15 protein-coding genes and 1 pseudogene are annotated in these 18,326 nt (G+C 46.9%); 12 read left to right on the plus strand and 4 right to left on the minus strand.

The window, feature by feature from the left end; all coding sequences use genetic code 11:
• Positions 1-129: 129 nt before the first annotated feature.
• A complete protein-coding gene (locus WH37_RS27700) occupies positions 130-723 on the plus strand; it encodes a TetR/AcrR family transcriptional regulator (protein WP_046233897.1) in 594 nt (197 codons plus the stop codon).
• Positions 724-873: 150 nt separating this feature from the next.
• On the opposite strand, the gene WH37_RS27705 is transcribed toward WH37_RS27700, so the two are convergent.
• The 3 genes from WH37_RS27705 to WH37_RS27715 form a co-directional block, all read right to left on the minus strand.
• Positions 874-2,220: a carboxypeptidase-like regulatory domain-containing protein gene (locus tag WH37_RS27705; protein ID WP_046233898.1), complete on the minus strand. Its 1,347-nt coding sequence runs from the start codon at positions 2,218-2,220 to the stop codon at positions 874-876.
• Positions 2,221-2,482: 262 nt separating this feature from the next.
• Positions 2,483-2,791 carry a hypothetical protein gene (locus WH37_RS27710; protein WP_046233899.1) on the minus strand — a complete coding sequence of 103 codons (309 nt, stop codon included), beginning with the start codon at positions 2,789-2,791 and terminating at the stop codon, positions 2,483-2,485.
• Between the two features lie 38 nt (positions 2,792-2,829).
• On the minus strand, positions 2,830-4,026 hold the full coding sequence (locus WH37_RS27715) for an MFS transporter (protein WP_046233900.1): 1,197 nt from the start codon (positions 4,024-4,026) through the stop codon (positions 2,830-2,832).
• A gap of 213 nt (positions 4,027-4,239) precedes the next feature.
• Here WH37_RS27715 and WH37_RS27720 point away from each other — a divergent pair, with 213 nt between their 5' ends.
• A complete protein-coding gene (locus WH37_RS27720; RefSeq protein WP_046233901.1) occupies positions 4,240-6,210 on the plus strand; it encodes an ABC transporter substrate-binding protein in 1,971 nt (656 codons plus the stop codon).
• A gap of 30 nt (positions 6,211-6,240) precedes the next feature.
• Positions 6,241-6,810, plus strand: a complete 570-nt coding sequence (locus WH37_RS27725) for a nitroreductase family protein (RefSeq protein ID WP_046233902.1) — start codon at positions 6,241-6,243, stop codon at positions 6,808-6,810.
• 61 nt (positions 6,811-6,871) lie between these two features.
• On the opposite strand, the gene WH37_RS27730 is transcribed toward WH37_RS27725, so the two are convergent.
• Complete coding sequence (locus WH37_RS27730) at positions 6,872-7,441, minus strand: C40 family peptidase (RefSeq protein ID WP_046233903.1); 570 nt, start codon at positions 7,439-7,441, stop codon at positions 6,872-6,874.
• Between the two features lie 469 nt (positions 7,442-7,910).
• On the opposite strand from WH37_RS27730, the gene WH37_RS27735 reads away from it, so the two are divergent.
• The 9 genes and pseudogenes from WH37_RS27735 to WH37_RS27770 all read left to right on the plus strand — a co-directional run bounded on the left by WH37_RS27735 (position 7,911) and on the right by WH37_RS27770 (position 18,326).
• The gene (locus tag WH37_RS27735) at positions 7,911-8,297 is read left to right on the plus strand and encodes a GrpB family protein (RefSeq protein ID WP_052737263.1); all 387 of its coding nucleotides are present in this window, start codon (positions 7,911-7,913) and stop codon (positions 8,295-8,297) included.
• A 100-nt stretch (positions 8,298-8,397) separates the two neighbouring features.
• Positions 8,398-10,044: an ABC transporter substrate-binding protein gene (locus WH37_RS27740; RefSeq protein ID WP_046233904.1), complete on the plus strand. Its 1,647-nt coding sequence runs from the start codon at positions 8,398-8,400 to the stop codon at positions 10,042-10,044.
• A 124-nt stretch (positions 10,045-10,168) separates the two neighbouring features.
• On the plus strand, positions 10,169-11,188 hold the full coding sequence (locus WH37_RS27745) for an ABC transporter substrate-binding protein (protein WP_046233905.1): 1,020 nt from the start codon (positions 10,169-10,171) through the stop codon (positions 11,186-11,188).
• Between the two features lie 4 nt (positions 11,189-11,192).
• Positions 11,193-11,939, plus strand: a complete 747-nt coding sequence (locus tag WH37_RS27750; protein WP_046233906.1) for a hypothetical protein — start codon at positions 11,193-11,195, stop codon at positions 11,937-11,939.
• A gap of 412 nt (positions 11,940-12,351) precedes the next feature.
• A pseudogene (locus WH37_RS37540) lies at positions 12,352-12,954 on the plus strand (3-keto-alpha-glucoside-1,2-lyase-like domain-containing protein); the annotation flags it as partial.
• A 75-nt stretch (positions 12,955-13,029) separates the two neighbouring features.
• Positions 13,030-14,436, plus strand: coding sequence for a pectate lyase family protein (locus WH37_RS27755; protein WP_414812468.1), 1,407 nt, complete (start codon positions 13,030-13,032; stop codon positions 14,434-14,436).
• A gap of 197 nt (positions 14,437-14,633) precedes the next feature.
• Entirely contained in the window at positions 14,634-16,181 is a 1,548-nt protein-coding gene (locus WH37_RS27760) for a response regulator transcription factor (RefSeq protein WP_046233908.1), read from the plus strand.
• 283 nt (positions 16,182-16,464) lie between these two features.
• A complete protein-coding gene (locus WH37_RS27765; RefSeq protein ID WP_046233909.1) occupies positions 16,465-17,439 on the plus strand; it encodes an ABC transporter permease in 975 nt (324 codons plus the stop codon).
• Between the two features lie 17 nt (positions 17,440-17,456).
• Complete coding sequence (locus WH37_RS27770; protein ID WP_046233910.1) at positions 17,457-18,326, plus strand: carbohydrate ABC transporter permease; 870 nt, start codon at positions 17,457-17,459, stop codon at positions 18,324-18,326.

Below are 18,326 nucleotides of genomic sequence, written 5' to 3' on the forward strand. Positions count from 1 at the left end.
CTTTTGGAGCGCCATCAAGCTTCTATTCTCCTAGCGTTATGGGGCGAATTTTCCTCTAACAAGTTGAACACGACAGAAGAGTGTGCTATTTTAAGACCAATCGGTACTTTTTTGAAAAGGGGGCTGGATATGCGCAAGGGACAAATGACGAAAGAACATATTATACGCCAGTCGGCTGGTTTATTTAATACGAAGGGGTATATGGGCACGTCGTTGTCGGAGATTATGGAGCGCTGTAATGTCCGCAAGGGCGGTATCTATAACCATTTTGAAAACAAGGATGAAATAGCGCTGGCTGCTTTTGATTATTCCTTTATGCAATTAAAGAGTCTGTTAATGGATGCCATCTCAAAAAAAGCTTCCCCCACAGATCAAATGCTTGAAATATGCAATGTGTATGTAACGTTGATTGAACAGGATGCTTGTGAGGGCGGATGCCCGATTTTGAATACGGCGGTGGAAAGTGACGACGGTCACCCGCTGCTCAAGCAAAAGGCGCAGCTTGCAATGAAAGAGCTGATTTCGGAGCTGGGGAATATCGTTAAGGAAGGTATGGCTAGACATGAATTTCGCAGCGATCTGGATGTGGAAACAGCATGCAGTGTAGTCATCGCTCTAATTGAAGGCGGGGTCATGATGAGCAAATTATTTGATGACACGAAATATATTCGGCATTGTACGGAGCAAGCGAAGGCCTATATAAAGGAGCAAATGGTTGCTTAACCTTCCTGCTTAATTTCCCTGCCCTGTGAAGGCTGATCGCCACGAATTAAATAGGATATTATTTTTCAAAAAAATAGCCAATGCCGCGATAGAGCGCGAGCATTGGCTTTTGTTTCATTATGCATTTATTATGCTTTTATCGTCTAATGTTTAATGAGGTTGATAAATCTGATAAGCAAAGTGGTAAAGCGTATTTTCATTAGAAGTCAAAACCGCATTATTGGAGCTGAACTGGATTGGAATAATATCAAAGTAGTGGTAGGAAACCCAATTATCATAGCCATAAAGTCCAACACCAGGCTGGATGCTGGAGATGGAGGCGGTGAATCCTCCGCTGGAATTAGTAGTGGTAGTGGCCGAATAAACCAGATTATTTAGAACCGTTCTGATGCTCACTGTAATAGGGACATTAGCCGCTGCAGCTCCGCTTGAATCCCTAGCTGATCCCGTCACCGTTATATAGTTTTGGATGCGATACTTATTCCCATATCCATAGGTCATATAACCTGAAACGTTAGGATCGGAGGTGATGCTTGATACCGTGACAGCCGCAGCCGCATTGCTCACGCTGAAGGTGTAAGGCTGCGAAGCATTGAACGAAGATGTGCTTAATACTCTAAAATAATAAGTGCCGGCACTCATATTGTACGTACCGCTTGTATTTTGGTTAATGGTGGCCAGCTGATTTAAGTTCTGGTTGTAAATGTTAACCTGATAGGTCGTGCTAGCTGCTGGATTGTTAAAAGATATCGTATACTGCTTAGCTGTGCTGACCGTGAATTTGATCCAGTCCTCGTCAAAGGCGTTGTCGATGGTCTGGCTAACGGTAAAGGCGCTTGTTTTTGCCTTGGCATACACATAGTTGTCATCAGGCTCGGCGCTGTCATAAACAGAGGATTGAACGACTGTAAAATAGAACGGATTGCTTGCATCAAAGCCTGCCACCGTATTTACGGCCAAATAATAGATGCCCGCTGGAGCGATCCGGCTTACCTGCTCGTCCATTTGCGGACCATAAACCGAATAATATTCCTCTACCAATTGCAAGGTATCTAAATCTAAGCGGAATAAGTGCAAATCATAATCGACGGATGCGGATTGCACCGTTTGTAAAAAAGCAGTCAGCTTGGTAGGAGTGGTCGTTTGAAAGTTAAACCACTTTTGCCCGCCAGCTTGGTCAATATAATCAAAATACACTTGGCCTGTATTGATCGTATAGGCGTTGCCAGGGTCGGTATTGTATACAGCTTGAGTGACGGAGTCGAGGGAGCGCTGCTGTAGGCTTTGTGCAGAACTAGAGATGTCTGAAGGTGCAGGCAAGGCTGCTGTAAGATCAAGCTTGCTGCTTTCAGGAATGTCGAAGGAAGGCAATTCTGAGCTGCTGGTCGTCAAACTTACTTCGGGAATGGCTTGGGCATTCGCGCTGGGAGTGAAAGAAAATCCGCCAAATACAGCCGAGACTAGTAGAGAAACCGCCAATAAGAGTCTTCTAAACATGGTAAACTCTCCTTTTTATTCTAGTGTATGACGTATACAAGTATTACATATTTATCTATTTTTAACAATTGTATTTTTGTGAACTTTTTGTCAAAATTTATATGAAGATTGAAAGAGATTCACGAAAAATAGATTTTTAGGCAAAGCAAATACATATAAAAATAGCCCCCAGATCCACAGTGTTGGTGGAGTTGGGGGCTGCTTGTGCAAGTAGAAATAGATATGATATGGCTAGAGAGGAGTTGCGACAATCGTTCGAAAGCTACTCGTTGACTACGTCAGCGACCAACTCGCTCGCAACCTCAATGACTTTAGGAATGACCACATCATTCGTGCCGGATACGTAAATATCGCCTTGATAATGCCGAAAGGGAATAGTAGCTTCTCCGCAGCTCCACATAAAGAAATCTCCCTCTATGGACATGGTGGTAGCGCCTGTTACGGTAAATACCGATGTATACGAAAAATCAGGCTTGGACGCAAAATATTGTTTGCATTCTTCCAAAGAAATCGTCAGCGCCGACGAGTTGTTGTTCTGCAAGGCTCTTGTAATGCGATAGCGTTTACTCATTGAAATACCTCCAATTTTAAGTTTGATTGACAATTTTTTTAGTTGGCTGTCTTGCGTTCTGACATATAGGTTGCAAGTCCCAGCGTCAGCGCTAGCCCGACAAGCACAGCACCGACCCATGGGAGTGCGTTTAAGGACAGGTGAGTGATGACCCAGCCTCCGATAAAAGCGCCGACAGCATTGCCTAGATTACCCGCGGAGTGGCTGGAGGTGGAGGCAAGGGCAGGCGCCGCTTTCGCCAGGCTCATAATCCGGACTTGCAGCCCAGGCATGACCGCGAAGGAACCGGCTCCCCAGAGAAAAATCGTTACGACGGCTGCTATCGGACTATGAATCGTAAAGGTTAAGATAGCCAAAATGACGGATATGGAAACATATAGCCCCAAAATGGCAGGCATTAGCTTCCAATCGGCAAGCTTTCCGCCGACGATGTTGCCAAGCGTTACGCCGCAGCCGAAAAGAACTAAAATCCATGTTACGCTGTGCTCAGCGAAGCCCGTAACCTGTGTAAGCAGAGGCGTAATATAAGTAAAGACGGCAAATAATCCGGCATTGCCCAGCGCGCAAATCAGCAGGAAGACAAGGAGCTTGGGTCTTGCAAGAGCGGCAAGCTGCTGAACGATGCTCGCTGTTTGTTCCTGCTTTATTTTTGGAATGAAGATCAGTATGCCTGCCAAGGCAATGACGCCCATGATGGCAATAGCTCCGAACGAGGCTCGCCAGCCCATATTTTGTCCGATGAAGGTGCCGAGAGGAACGCCTATAATATTCGCAATCGTCAGCCCGGCCATCATGATGGATACGGCTCCGGCCCGTTTGTTCGGCGGCACGAGGTTGGAAGCGATCACGGCTCCGACGCCAAAAAAAGTCCCATGCGTCAATGCGGTAATGACCCGTGCGCCCATCAGGACGGCATAGCTCGGGGCAAAAACCGAAATGACATTGCCGACAATAAATAAAATCATCAGCAGACATAGCAGCCGCTTTTGCGGAATTTGTTGCGTGAGCATGGTCAATATGGGGGCCCCGATTGCTACCCCAAGGGCATACATCGTTATAAGCTGTCCAGCAGCCGAGATGCTGACATGCAAATCCGTAGCGACATTAGGCAGAAGCCCCATGATGACGAACTCCGTCATGCCGATGGCAAAAGCGCCAACCGTAAGAGAGAGAATCGAGATCGGGAACGGTTCTTTGGCGGCTCGTTTTTGGGTTAAACGTTGAGATAACTCCATGTTGTAAGTGTCAACCTTTCTGCTGTGCAAAATAAGGCGCCAATTGTTACGCTATGTATCCAAGCGAGTAGACCTATTTCATCATTATTTAGGTTTTTGAGCGTAATATCAAGCTATTTATAAATGGTGTTAAACAAATTTAAGTTGTAGTTGAGAATTATTCTCGATAAAATAGAGAGGCATACAGATCAGGACTTTTCGGAAGGTGAAACGATGGATGTAGATCAGTATGTTAAGCTTTGGAATCAGGCTTCTATAAAAATATTAGATATACGGCATCTGGTTATGCGCACCGGGGAGCAAGTGAAGGGCTACCGGCTGCCAGCCAGTGGTTTTATATATACAGCAAGAGGCAGCGCACGGGTTGCGCTGGACGGAAATTCCTATGAGGTGAACAAGCTGCAAGTGCTGCACGGCGGCAAGGGCATAGGTTTGGATATTTCGGGTGTTGAGGACTGCTTTGAATATTATATGATTTATTATCGGGCCAGCCTCCCGCTGCCCAGAAGCAGAGAGCTTCAAGTGTTGCTGGAACAGCAGCTCCCTTTTCACATTCAATACGCCTTTGTTCCCCAGTATCCGATTACTTTATACAACTATGTTACAAGCCTTGATCAAATGTGGAGACAAGCGGACGCACTCTCAAAATTTCAAGTCAAAACCTTATTTTATCAATTCGTCCACGAGCTGTTGCGGCAGTTGGATGTACAGGGCATTCCAACGATTAAACCTAATATGGTGGCGCAAGCTATCCGTTATCTTAACGAGCGATACGCAGAGCCGATCATGGTGGATGGACTGGCAGAGCTGCTCGATTGCAGTGCAGGGCATTTATCAAGAATGTTTAAAAAAGAGACGGGAAGCAGCCTCATTGAATATTTGACACGTATTCGAATCAATAAAGCGAGAGAGCTCCTTCTGCATACCGATGCGTCTCTACAGACGATTGCGGAAAGCGTAGGTATCCCAGACGCGATGTACTTCAATCGTATTTTCAAAAAATATGTAGGCATTTCGCCTGGACGCTTCAAAACGAACTACGTCTATTTGCCATCCGATCAGTATAATGCTACGGGCAAGTCAGAATCCTCCATTGTCAGGCGTACCTTTCGCCGTTATATTCATAATGGTGATAATCATTATCAATATAAACAAAAAGGGGATTCACGCATACCAATGAAACCGAAACAGTCCATTACGCTACTTCTTATGCTTAGCCTTACCCTATTACTGTCAGCATGCTCTGGCACATCAAACACGACAGCTGCGAGTGGCAATGGACAGAGCAGCAATGCAGCGCAGCAAACAAATAGCGAGCAAGCAACTCAATCGCCATCTACGCAGGAAAAGGTCATTAAGCATGCATGGGGAGAAACGGTTATTAAAGGGGAGCCGAAAAATATCATTTCATTATTTCCGGCCGCTACCGATTATTTGCTAGCGCTTGGCATCGTGCCGCAGGCGGCATCAAGCAATGAAGAAGGCAGTGATCAATTTCCGACCTACCTTGCTGACCGCCTGCAAGGGCAGAAAAATCTAGGTTGGCAGGTGGAGCCGAATTTTGAGAGCATTTTAGCTTTGGAGCCAGACCTGATTATTGGTCAAGATTTTATGGGTGAAGCTTTTGCTAACTTAAATAAAATTGCCCCTACCTTGTTCGCGGAAAAAGTGAAGGATGAGCAGGGCATCATTCGGATGAAAACCAGCCTGTTGAAGCTGGGTGACATGCTTGGAAGAACGGAGCAGGCGAACCAGGTTATTGCAGAATACGAGAAGCTGGCTGCAGAGAGCAAAGAGAAAATCAAGCAAGCGATCGGTGATGAAACGGTTATGTTTTTGCGTCTGTCCGATAAGGAAGTACGCTATTACAGCAAACGGAACTATGAAGTTCTTTATGACGATTTAGGCTTGCAAGCGCCAGCTTCTATACCGGGCCCAGCTGAATCGATGCAGGTGATCTCGCTGGAGAAGCTGCCGTCTATTAACCCTGACCACATCTTTTTATTGTCATCCGATCCTGCAGAAACGACTGAAATGCAAAAGACTGTAGTGTGGAAAAGCTTGAAGGCCGTTCAAAATAACCATGTCTATTTGGTAGACTACGGTTTATGGTTTCAAGGTCCCGGCGGCCCAATCGGCCAAACGAAAATTATTGCAGAAACAGTTGAATTTCTGACCCAATAAGGGAAGGCGAGAAGAGGAGGGTGGTGCGAGATGGCCATATCGGCAATCGAGCAGCTGATTCGCGAAAGAAGAACGATACGTCAATTTAACGGGCAGACATTGGCGAAAGAAACGGTCATCAACCTGTTGGATGCGGCTGTATGGGCTCCGGTTCATTCACGCAAGGAGCCTTGGCGATTCATTTTGTTCATGGAGGCAGGAAGGCAGCAGTTTTCAGATGCGGTGCTGCATACGTTCTCGGAGGACGAGCGGGAAAAATGGGGACAGAAGCTGCAGCTTGATTATTGCGAACGCATGCAAGCCCATTTGCTCATCGTCTTAGAGGCTGATGCTAGGCAGCGGGTATGGGAGGATGCGGTTGGAGCGGGCTCCGCGCTTATTCAAAATATCCAGCTGCTGGCGTGGGAACAGGGAATTGGCGTCGTATGGAAGACGAATGAATATAATTTCGACCCGGATTTTTGCAGGCTTACGGGCGTGAAGCCTGGCGAACGAATTATTGGCACGCTGCATCTTGGTTATTTCGATCGAGATAAAACACCTAAGCCTCGACCTCGCACACCGGTGGGGGAACTGCTAACCTGTGTTACGGGGGAATAAAAGATCATTTCGTTCAGTTTATGAAAAAAGTAAGGGATCCCGACTTCTTCCGGGATCCCTTCTATGCCGTGCGGAACGAGCCTGCCGCGGCTATGTTGTTCTGACAACCCACATACGAATTCAGATGTCCGTGATACACCAATTCCAGCTTGGGCGTATGCTGGAGATCACCAGGAGTTACGAGCAGCGGCGACTTGTCGATCAGGATCATCCCGCTTCGCTCGAACATCGTCGCCACGAATTGCGAGCAGAAATACGAATATTTGCGTTCCCATTCGATATTGAATACAACGCCTAACATGCCGACCAAATTATATCGATACAAATCTTGATTTTGCTCAAAATGCTGAACCTGATTTCTCAGATTGGCATAAACCACGGGGCTTACCGTGCAACGATAAAGGGCACACATCGACTCACCGAAAAACTCGCTGCTCACGTCTTCGCGGACGAATCCTCCGATGAACGGATTGTTCGGATTTTTCCTGCCGAAGCTGTACACCTCGCGTAGGTCCGAATCGAAAGCGATCGAAGCGTGATTCAGCGGATCCTTCGTGAACGATCGGATAATCTTTGTGAAGACGGTTCCCGTGTCTGTAAGAAGCACGTAAATCTCTTTTTCTATACTCATCCTATATGACCTCCACATGACAGAACTTACGTCTGCTCTTAACTTTAATACAGGATAGAATTCTGTGGAACCTTCTGAGGTAATAGATGTTCCCCGACCATGGTCTAGTTTCATTAGCGGCATAATTCCACACTTCATTATATTCAGGCAAAGGAATATGGAAAAAGGCGAGTGACGGCAGTGGAAGCCCATTATTTTGCTCGGTTAGTCGCTGGGATTGTTGTTGGTACCAACTGATTTGACGAGGAGTAATCCATTCATAGCCTCCTATTGGATGAGTGGAATGGCTTCCCGAGTCTAATAAATACAAGGCGGCAGCAGGGCAGATGCAGCCGTTTACGCTTGTATAAGTAAATACTTTATGTTTTATTAAAGGTTATATCTTCGCGATATTCCTTGTTTTTCCTGCTATAAGCAATAAAGAGAATAGACTTTAGGGAGGACTTATGCGCAAAACGACAATAGCGGCTTGGTCAGAGAAATTGATATATTAGTAGTCGTAAAGGATATCGCCATTGTTGATTCGTTTGATGAAGAAATGGCTGGAATAGGATACGAGGCAAGGAGAGAGCAGGGGATCGAAGGAAGAAGATATTTTACAAAAGGCGGGTTTAATAGAACTCATCATGTACATATGTATCAATCCGGCCATAAGAATATTAGCCAGCATTTGGTGTTCAAAGCCTATTTGCTGGCCCATCCTGAAGAAGCCGGAAGCTACGGGGCATTAAAATTAAAGCTGGCTAAACAGTTTCCAGACCATACCCATTACTATCAAGCAGGCAAAAAATCATATGTGGATGCATTAATGGGAAGGGCAGCTCAGTGGGATAGTGGGACAACGCACAATCGCTAGCTCTCGAATAGTTGACGCAGAGAACCGTTTTATTTCTTATCGTGGCTTATTCCTATAAAATGATAAGTATAAAGCGGATGAGAAGAAGGTGGCGAGCAGAATGTCTGATCATGAATACGGCTTGCAAGCGGGCGAATATGAGCTGCTGGACAACATGTGGTTCAAGCTTAGAGGAGTCGAGAAAAACAATAGCGACTCTGGGAGCTGGTCGTTTCGGCTGCAATTCATTGAATCGCATATGCTGCTGCTAATAGCATCCGGCAAGGGCTGGATTACCGTGGACGGCCGGTATTTGGAGTTAAGGGCAGGCAGTGCCTTTGTTTGTACGCCTGGTCAATTAATCGAGGCCTTTCTTGAGGTTCCGGGCGAGCGCGGACTATACGTTGTGCGCTTTGATGTATTTGCACAGCCTGAAACGTCGGAGCGGCAAACGCAGAACGAGCCGAAGCTCCAAAATCTGCGGTTTCCCATCGAAGAAGAAATCGTGGCATCCTCCATGATTGAATGGAGTGCACTTTGCGAGGCAATAGGCGATTCTATGAAAAGCGAGGATCGTTTACAGAGAATGCGCGGCCAAATTCAGTTTTATGAGCTGCTGTACAGCCTGCTGCGAGATGGCCAGCGCGTATTGGACACGGATTCCGAGGCTGCAATGGAACGTGCCAAGTTATATATTGAACAGCATTACCGTGAGGAGCTGACAATTGAGCTATTGGCGCGGGAGGCTGGAATTAGCTCGCGGCATTTTATCCGGCTGTTTAAGCAAACCTATGGCTGGAGTGCCATTGAATATTTGGCGAGATATCGCATTAGGCAAGCCCAGGAGCTGATGAAGCCCGATTCGGAATACCAGCTTAAGGATATCGCGAGCTATGTTGGTTATCAGGATGAGCTATATTTTCGGCGCAAATTTAAAAAAATAACGGGCACGCCGCCGGCTGCATATATGAAAAATGCTAAAAAAAGGATCGTGGCTTATCATGCCAACATGATCGGACATTTGCTGGCGCTGCATATTACGCCTCATGCGGCTCCAGCCGACCATCCATGGACCGAATATTACCGCCGAAAATACGACACCCATTCGGTTCTGCCCCTAGCGCAGGATGATGATGTGAAAATAGAGCAAATCCGCAAGTCGAACCCGGACTACATCGTCGGGCTTAAAGAATTCACGAGCGCGGAAGCAGAGAAGAGGCTGGAAGAGCTGGCGTCAACTTATTTGATGCCATGGCTGGAGCATGATTGGCGAATGCAGCTAAGATTGCTTGCGGAGTGGCTGAACAAATCCTCAGAAGCGGAAGCTTGGCTCGATCAGTACGAACGAAAAACACGTGCTGTGCGGGAGCAGGTGAAGAAGGTATGGGGCAAGGAGCGTCTACTTATTGCCCGAATATCGGGGCATGCGATTCACATTTTGGGCATTAGAAGCTTGGGAGAGGTGTTTTATGACGATCTCCAAATTGCGCCAGCGGCCGGCATTATTCCAGATCAGCCCGAGCAGCAATGGACACGGGATGAGCTGATGCATACGGATGCGGATAGGCTGCTGCTCATTGTAGATGACGATGCAAAGGCGCAAGCAGCCTGGCAGGAGCTGCGGCAGTCAGAGGCTTGGGGGCAGTTGAAGGCAGTCAGAAACAGGCGAATCGACTATCTTCCTTCTTACCCATGGACCGAATATACAGCGTTCACGCAAGATTTGGTTTTGGACGAGGTGTTAAAGCTTTGGCGTAATCGTGCATAAAATGTTGGCGAGATCGTCGATAGGCGAAGAGGAAAGTATCCGTTATACTCCTAACAGTGATATTGATTCTCATTTTTAAATGAGGAATTAGACATATCGACCGCTCAGGAGGGTACAGAAAAAAATGAAACAATTGAAGACAGCATTATTGTTAGTCATTATCGCGCTGCTGGCGCTAGTGATGGCTGCTTGCTCGGGTAACAATGGACAAGGAAATACGACTGCAACAGCATCACCGTCCGCATCGCCAGAGGCGGCCCAATCATCCAGTGAGCCAAGTGCCACCGCAGCGGATAATGTCCGTACGGTAGCGAGCGAGAAAGGCGAAATTACGATTCCGGCGAATCCCGGAAGAGTGATTGGGCTTTCCGTTGTGTATCCGGAATTTCTGCAAGCTTTGGGCGTTACGCCAATTGCCGTGCAAAATTATCATCCGGAGTTTCCGACTTATCTAGAGGAGCCATTCAAAAATACAATTAAAATGGGCATCGCTACGACCCCTGATTTTGAGAAAATATTAGCCGCAGCGCCTGATTTGATTATTGCACCGATATGGTGGTCAGACAAAGACTACGATCAGCTTACGAAGATCGCACCAACTGTATTGCTGCCGCAACGCGATGACTGGCGCGATGAGCTGAAGGATATTGCCGGCGTATTAGGCAAGCCAGAGGCTGCGGAGAAGGTCATTCAAGATTTAGTTGTTCAGGAATTAGCAGCCAAAGAGAAGCTCGATACGCTCGTTGGCGACGAAACGGTCATGTATATGATGATTATGCCAGATGGCATTGTTCTTTATGGCGAAAATATTGATCGCGGCAGCTTTGTTCATAAGACGCTGGGGCTTAAAGCCGTTGAGAATTTCCCTCAGAGTGAGCTTTCCATTACCATATCGCTGGAGAAATTGCCGGAATACAATCCGGATCATATTATCTTGCAGATGAATGATGATAGCAATGAAACCATCCAGCAATATTACAAAGAAATCCAAAGCAGCTCATTATGGAAAAACATGACGGCCGTGAAGAAAAATCAGGTGTACCTGGTAGGCGGAGAGGAATGGTTTAATCTAGGCATGTCCCCGATGGCGAACAGCTATGCGATAGATGCCGTTCTTCAGATTTTTGAAAATAAAGGACAATAGGGGAATGTCTTTAACGGAGAAGTTTTTTATTACATCGAAGGCAGCAGAAAACATGGTTTTGAGCTTTACGCTTGTGGAACTGAGCGAGCCGCAAAACGCCGAGCTTCTGCTCCGAACATACGCCCCGATGATTGGAACCGGGGACATACGCGTAGCCGCAGCTTTTTTTTGCAGTTGGTATGCAGGCGTTTGTGGAGCCATGCACAGCATGCTTGCTGGCGCAGATCGTAGAGCCTCAGCTTTGCAGATGACGAATATGTCGGTGCAGCTCAGCCTAATGGATGGAATGCCGCTGTTTTCCTTTCGCCTTCACGAGGGCTGGAGTGAGATTATTACTGCCGAGATTCCCGACGAGGGGCCTGCTGAAAATGCTCAAGCGGCGCTTCCGATTTTCTACCGGTATGAAGTGAGGCCGATTATTGCTGCGCTTTCGCAGGCATCACAAACCCAAGCTGCCTTGCTGTGGAAGCAGATTTATACCTCACTCTATGGCTATATGGAGGATGAAGCTATGGAGGCAGCGGACGAGGAGAGTCGGACGGCAGTCCGCGAGCGTTTCAGGCGCTCAACCTGGGACATGGAGCCGGAAATTTTCGGGCTGCGCAGCAATCCTTTTCGCATTACACCGAAATTCATGGAGCATCCGACTGCTCCCGATCAGTTGATGTTTGTGAAGGCGACCTGCTGCCTGGCCTATCGGCTCGAAGCGTTTCGTGGCTATTGCTGCAATTGCCCGATTGTTCAGAGGTAGAGAGACCGATTTTGCCTTTAGAATACTAATATACACAAAGGAAGGTCTGCATCCCCCTTGTTAATGGGAGGGATGCAGACCTTCTTTTACTAGGTGTGACATACAATTGGGCAGGGATGTTGCTCCGGCTATGCTTGTAACCTTCAACACTTTGACTCGACAAAAGTAACTTTTCCACTCTGAACGGCAGGGAGTGATTTCCAAAGTGGAGTATTCAGCAGCTCAGCAAAGGATACTTCTGCATCTTCATTGTGCGGATACAAGATGAACAGGCGGTCTCCGATGAGCATAACGCCGAAACCCCCGAGCTGCATCAGACTGCTTTTATTAGGTCTTTGAGACTATTTAAATTTTACCATTAATTACTATAATTAGAATGTAAACCACTACAATATGGAAGGAGAAAATTGAAATGGAATATTTTATAAAGAGAAATGTGATTTTCGTATTGTGTTTAGCGCTTGTCCTGTCTGCTGGGTCAGTCGGCTTTGTTTATCGGGCCAGCGCCGCTGCGCTATTGGAGGATGGTTTTGATAGCGGGGCAGGCAACTGGACAGCTACTAGCGGAAGCTGGTCCGTCGTTCAAGAAAACGGCAATGCGGTTTATTCCCAATCCGGCACAAGCGAAGGCCGCACTTCCGCTGGCAGCCAGTCTTGGACCGATTATGCGGTTGAAGCTGATGTGAAAATCGTTGATTTTAAAGGATCAACTAGAACGTATGTTGCGGGCAGATACTTGAATGGAAATAACTTTTATGCAGCGTCCTTGTATAATAGCAGTGGAGGCACTCTTGAAATAAGGAAAAAAGTAAGCGGTTCCACGACGACTTTAGCGAGCAAAACGAACTTTGGCTTGGCAGCGGGTGTATGGTATAAGGTGAAGCTCGAAATGAGTGGAACGTCGATCAAATTGTACGTAAACGACCAACTGGAGCTTTCGGCAACCGATTCCAGCTTGACTGCAGGTGCGGCAGGTTTGGTTACGTTCAAGTCTATTGCAAAGTTCGATAATGTAAGCGTTACCAACTCAGGCTCGGTACCAACTACACCAACACCATCGCCTACTGCTGCTCCAACACCTACTCCGACGGTGCAGCCAACTACTGCTCCATCACCTAGCCCGACTGTAACTCCAGCACCAACACCGACGCCTTCGCCGACGGCTGGGCAGACCGGGGAGTATCAACTAACCGGCTTTTCCGTAGGCAACACGGGAGGAGGCAGCATTGCCGAAACCGATTCCCAATATATAAAAGTTTATAATGCGACGGATCTTGCCGTTGCGCTGAAGAAAGGCTCAGGCTACAAGGTTGTGGAAATTATGAATGACCTCGATCTGGGCTGGAATGAAATTCCGGCAGCGGCAAAAGTATCACCGTTCGCCTCACACAACAGCGCATTAACGCACCCGGTTCTACTCAATACAGGCGTTAGCAAAATTACAGTGGACGGCTTCACCGATCTGACGATCTTCTCCGCCAACGGCGCTACAATCAAGCATGCTGCTTTTACATTCAAAAGAAGCTCCAATGTCATTATCCGCAATCTTGAATTTGATGAGCTGTGGGAATGGGATGAAGCAACTAAGGGCGATTACGACAAAAATGACTGGGATTATATCACAATCGAAGAAAGCAGCAAGTTTTGGATCGATCACTGCACATTCCACAAAGCGTATGATGGACTAGTCGATGTGAAAAAAGGAAGCAATGGCGTCACCATTTCATGGTCTTCCTTCTTAAGTGATGACCGCAGCGCAGGCAGCTGGGTCACCCAGCAAATCAATGCAATGGAAGCGAACCAGTCGGCCTATCCTATGTACGCTTTTTTAAGAAGCAGTGCAGTGGGGCTGAGTAAGGATGATATTATTGCAGTTGCTGCCAGCCAAAAGAAAGGGCATCTGGTTGGATCAACGGAACTTGCCAGCGATAATGCTGCGCTTGAAGTGACGCTTCATCACAACTATTATCAGGATCAGCAAGACCGGATGCCTCGCCTGAGAGCTGGAAACGTCCACGCCTACAACATCGTCATGGACAGCGCAGGCGCTTGGAGCGCCAGAGCACTGATTACTGCGGCGATGGAGTCGGCCATTTCTGGCAATGGCTATCATTTTGGCATAACAAGCAACGGAGCGATTTCCACAGAGAATGGAGCTGTGCTGGTCGAAAAATCAGTCATTATCGACGTTTATTACCCGCTTCGCAATAATCAGAAAGATGCAAGCAATGCCGTCTATACGGGCAAAATCGCGGCTATAGATACGATCTATTCGATGGATGGAACAACCTTTAGAGGAAATAGCGACACAGTGGGAAGCCCGCTTTCTCCAGTTCCAGCAGCTATCCAGCCTTTTTCCTGGAACGGCTTCACAACGCTTCCTTATAGCTATACCGCAGACGATCCTGCGACGTTAAAAGCAAGGCTTATCGCTGCAAACGGTGCAGGGTCAGGCAAGCTCTCGTGGGCTAAAGTGAATTGGCTGCAAACGAGCTAAGCGGCTGACTTTCACAGCAACAGATACAGTAGGCTTGGTGGAAAGAGCAAGGGCGTTTAAGAGCGCTTTTGCTCTTTTTTTGATCGTACTGCTGATTGCACAACTCCCTTTCATTGCTTGCTTTGTCATAGCAAGGTAAAATCGAGTATAAAGGACGCAGCTTTTATCAGGCTGGCAGCAGGGCAGGGGGAGTAGCGGTGTACAAGGTTCTCTTGGTTGATGATGAATGGCTCATACTTGACGGCATTTCTTCCGTGATGGATTGGGCGCGGCTAGGTACGGAATTGGCAGGAACAGCGCAAAATGGTTTGGAAGCGTTATCAATGGTGAGGGACAATCCGCCGGACATTGTCATTACCGACATTCGAATGCCGGGAATGGATGGCTTGCAGCTCGTAGCTGCTGTTGCGGCGCAGTATCCCTGGATCTCTTTTATTATGCTGACCGGCTTCTCGGAATTCGATTATGCCAAAACAGCAATGCAGCATGGGGTGAAGCATTATTTGCTGAAGCCGTGCAGCGAGGAAAGCCTGGTGGAGGCAATCACAGAGATTGTGCAGGAGAAGCAGGAACGGGCCAGCCAGGAGAGCTTCGTGCAATCGATCAAGTATGATCTGGAGCGCGTGATGCCGCATGCTAAGGAGCATTTTCTAAAGGAGTTCGTAACGAATAAAACCTATGGCGTAAGAGAATGGCAGTATTTTGGCGACCTGTTCGGGCTGCATTTTCAAACGCAAAGTGTACGCTTGCTGCTTGTAGAAATCGAGGGCGAGCATGAGTATGAACACCTGTTTGCCGTTAAAAATATTGCCGAGGACATCTTTCCTAATCCGATGCTCAGCTCTACCGTAGGCCGGCATGTCCTTCTGCTCATGGAGGACGAGCTGTCAGAGGAGCAGTTTTTTGAGAAAATCGACAGCATTCGCGCTACCTTCATGAAATATTATCATTTTGACCTGACCGCTGCCCTCAGCGAGCCGGGAGAGCTGGCACAGGCGCGGCGTTTATATACGCAGACGCTCGTCTGCTTGAACCACAGGTTTTATCTCGGTGAGGGCAGTCTTATTATGGAGCGCGACATTTCCTTATCTGGTGAAAGAGATAGCTCTGAATGGGAGTATGACCAAGAACGTTTAGTGACAGCGATTAAAGCAGGGCATTGGGAGGAAGCGGAAAAAGAGCTGTATCAAATGTTTCAATTGCTTTCTGATCTGCGCTATGACATATCAAAAACGAAATCATACCTGATCCAAATGTTCATGGAAATGATCCGGCTTTGTGGACCTTCCGAGATGAAAACGTATATGGATAAGCTCCCGGGTTTAATCGAAACGAGCACCCTGCAGTCCTTTCAACAATATGTAATGGGGATAGCCCGAGAGATTGCCCTCCACAATTATGAGCGAAATCGATGCAGGCAATCGCAGATGGTGCTTCATATGAAAAATATTGTCCAAAGCCGCTTCAAAGATGAATCGCTAACCCTGCAATCCATTGCGGGGGAGATTTATATGAATCCGGACTATATAAGCAAAATGTTCAAGAAGGAGACAGGGGAAAAGTTTACGAACTACATGATGAGCTTTCGGATTCAAAAGGCGCTGGAGAAAATCGGGCAAAGTGAGGAATTTACGATAGCGGCGCTGGCCGAGGAAACGGGCTTCGGCGGCAATTCGTCTTATTTCAGCAAAATGTTTAAGAAATATACCGGATTTTCTCCTTCGGAATATAAAAAAACGCCATAGGCTAATTGTCTATATCGATATACACCTTGAAGTCGTTGTGATACGACCGCAAGGTGTTTTTTGCAAATATAAGCATTTATAAGTTTTACTCTTATAAATAGGCTTATATTTCTCGGATTGAAACGCGCCGCGCCGCCAAAGGACGGCGACAGCCGTTTCACCTTGGTACATCACGGTTTTGAACATAAAACCATCGGAAATGAACATGTGAAAAGAGGAGCCGTGCTTGTATATTTATAAACATAAATATTAATCGATTAACATTTAGGGCGGAGGCAGAAGGATGGAGTTGAAGCTGGAGAAGCAACAGCGACAGGCGCTCAAGGGCAGCGGAACTAAAAAAAACAAGCTCGTTTTCTTAAAGAAGGAATGGCAGCGGAATAAATATGTATACCTCATGTTGATTCCTGTCCTCGCGTATTATTTCATTTTTCACTATGGACCGATGTACGGGTTGCTGATGGCTTTTCAGAAATCATACAGTCCGATCAAGGGCATTTTAGAAGGAAAATGGATCGGCTTTGACAATTTCACGATGTTTTTTAACAGCTATTATTTTTGGCGAATTATTAAAAACACGTTGATCCTTAGCTTTTATAGCATTTTGTTTGGCTTTCCGGCACCGATTATTTTGGCCCTGCTGCTTAATGAGGTCCGCAAGAAGTGGTTCAAGAGTACGGTCCAGACAATCAGCTATATGCCACACTTCATATCGGTCGTCGTTGTTGTCGGGATGCTTAAAACCTTCTCCTCGCTAGATGGCGGCCTGTTTAATGTGATTCGCAGCTTTTTTGACCTTCAGCCGATCATGTTTCTAGCGGAAAAGGATATGTTTCGGCCGATGTACATTCTTTCTAACATCTGGCAGGGGGCGGGCTGGGCATCGATTATTTTTCTGGCGGCGCTCAGCAATATTGATCCCCAGCTCTATGAAGCAGCGAAGATGGATGGAGCCGGCAGGTGGAAGCAGCTGCTGCATATTACGCTCCCGGGCATTATGCCGACGGTTGTCATTATGCTGATTTTGCGTTTGGGTGCCGTTATGAACGCCGACTTTCAGAAAATTTTGCTCATGCAGACGGCACCGACCTATGAAACGTCAGATGTCATATCCACCTTCATTTACCGTTCCGGCATTTTAGAAGGGAACTATACGTATTCCACCGCGATCGGATTAATTAACGGCATTATTAATTTCTCGCTGCTGTTAATGGCAAATGCGATTAGTAAAAAAGTGAATTCAACCAGTCTTTGGTAAACAGGAGGTGACCTACTATGAAACGCTCGTCAGGGGAACATGTTTTTGACTTTTTCAACGTTATCATGCTGTGCTGCATCATAGCCGTATCCTTTTATCCGATGCTGTATGTATTGAATTCTTCGATTAGCGATCCGGATCAATTGCTGCGGTCGAGGTCGCTCATGCTGCTGCCCGAAGGCTTTCAGCTTGAGGCTTATAAATATGTGTTTCAAAACCCGAAAATTTATAACGGTTACTTGAACACGCTATTTTATGTCCTAGTTGGAACGCTGGTCAATTTGCTGATGACGGCTTTTGCTGCCTATGCGCTGTCCAGAATGGATTTATTCGGCCGAAAAACGTTCATGCAGCTCATTACCTTTACGATGTTTTTTGGCGGCGGCATGATTCCGAGCTTTCTGCTTATTCAGAATTTGGGGCTGGTGGATACTCGCCTGGCGATGATCATCCCCGGTGCAATCAGCACCTTCTACTTCTTGATTATGAAAACGAGCTTTGAGAGCATCCCGATAAGCTTGATTGAGTCCGCTAAACTGGATGGAGCCCATGATTTTCTAATCCTATTTCGCATCGTCCTGCCCTTATCCAAATCGATTCTGGCGGTCATGTCGCTGTACTATGCCGTAGACCATTGGAATGATTATGTTGGCCCGATGCTCTATTTGCGAAGCCAGGAGCTGTATCCGATCCAGATTGTGATGCGGGATATTTTGATTAGCAGCAGTACGGAGTCGATGGGCGCCGGTGTGGACACGGGCTTTGCAATCGGGGAAAACATTAAATACGCCACGATTATTATTTCTACGCTGCCTATTATGCTGGTGTATCCGTTTATTCAAAAGTTTTTTGTTCAAGGCGCTTTAATCGGTGCCGTGAAACAATAA

The sequence above is a fragment of the Paenibacillus algorifonticola genome, from assembly GCF_000971975.1.
In the GTDB taxonomy this organism is placed as follows: domain Bacteria; phylum Bacillota; class Bacilli; order Paenibacillales; family Paenibacillaceae; genus Pristimantibacillus; species Pristimantibacillus algorifonticola.

Bases quoted from the DNA above. Each gene is read 5' to 3' on its own strand.
- WH37_RS27720 (WP_046233901.1), top strand. From the start codon at position 4,240: ATGGATGTAGATCAGTATGTTAAGCTTTGGAATCAGGCTTCTATAAAA.
- WH37_RS27740 (WP_046233904.1), top strand. From the start codon at position 8,398: ATGTCTGATCATGAATACGGCTTGCAAGCGGGCGAATATGAGCTGCTG.
- WH37_RS27750 (WP_046233906.1), top strand. From the start codon at position 11,193: ATGTCTTTAACGGAGAAGTTTTTTATTACATCGAAGGCAGCAGAAAAC.
- WH37_RS27725 (WP_046233902.1), top strand. From the start codon at position 6,241: ATGGCCATATCGGCAATCGAGCAGCTGATTCGCGAAAGAAGAACGATA.
- WH37_RS27745 (WP_046233905.1), top strand. From the start codon at position 10,169: ATGAAACAATTGAAGACAGCATTATTGTTAGTCATTATCGCGCTGCTG.
- WH37_RS27770 (WP_046233910.1), top strand. From the start codon at position 17,457: ATGAAACGCTCGTCAGGGGAACATGTTTTTGACTTTTTCAACGTTATC.
- WH37_RS27710 (WP_046233899.1), bottom strand. From the start codon at position 2,791: ATGAGTAAACGCTATCGCATTACAAGAGCCTTGCAGAACAACAACTCG.
- WH37_RS27700 (WP_046233897.1), top strand. From the start codon at position 130: ATGCGCAAGGGACAAATGACGAAAGAACATATTATACGCCAGTCGGCT.
- WH37_RS27715 (WP_046233900.1), bottom strand. From the start codon at position 4,026: ATGGAGTTATCTCAACGTTTAACCCAAAAACGAGCCGCCAAAGAACCG.
- WH37_RS27705 (WP_046233898.1), bottom strand. From the start codon at position 2,220: ATGTTTAGAAGACTCTTATTGGCGGTTTCTCTACTAGTCTCGGCTGTA.
- WH37_RS27730 (WP_046233903.1), bottom strand. From the start codon at position 7,441: ATGAGTATAGAAAAAGAGATTTACGTGCTTCTTACAGACACGGGAACC.
- WH37_RS27765 (WP_046233909.1), top strand. From the start codon at position 16,465: ATGGAGTTGAAGCTGGAGAAGCAACAGCGACAGGCGCTCAAGGGCAGC.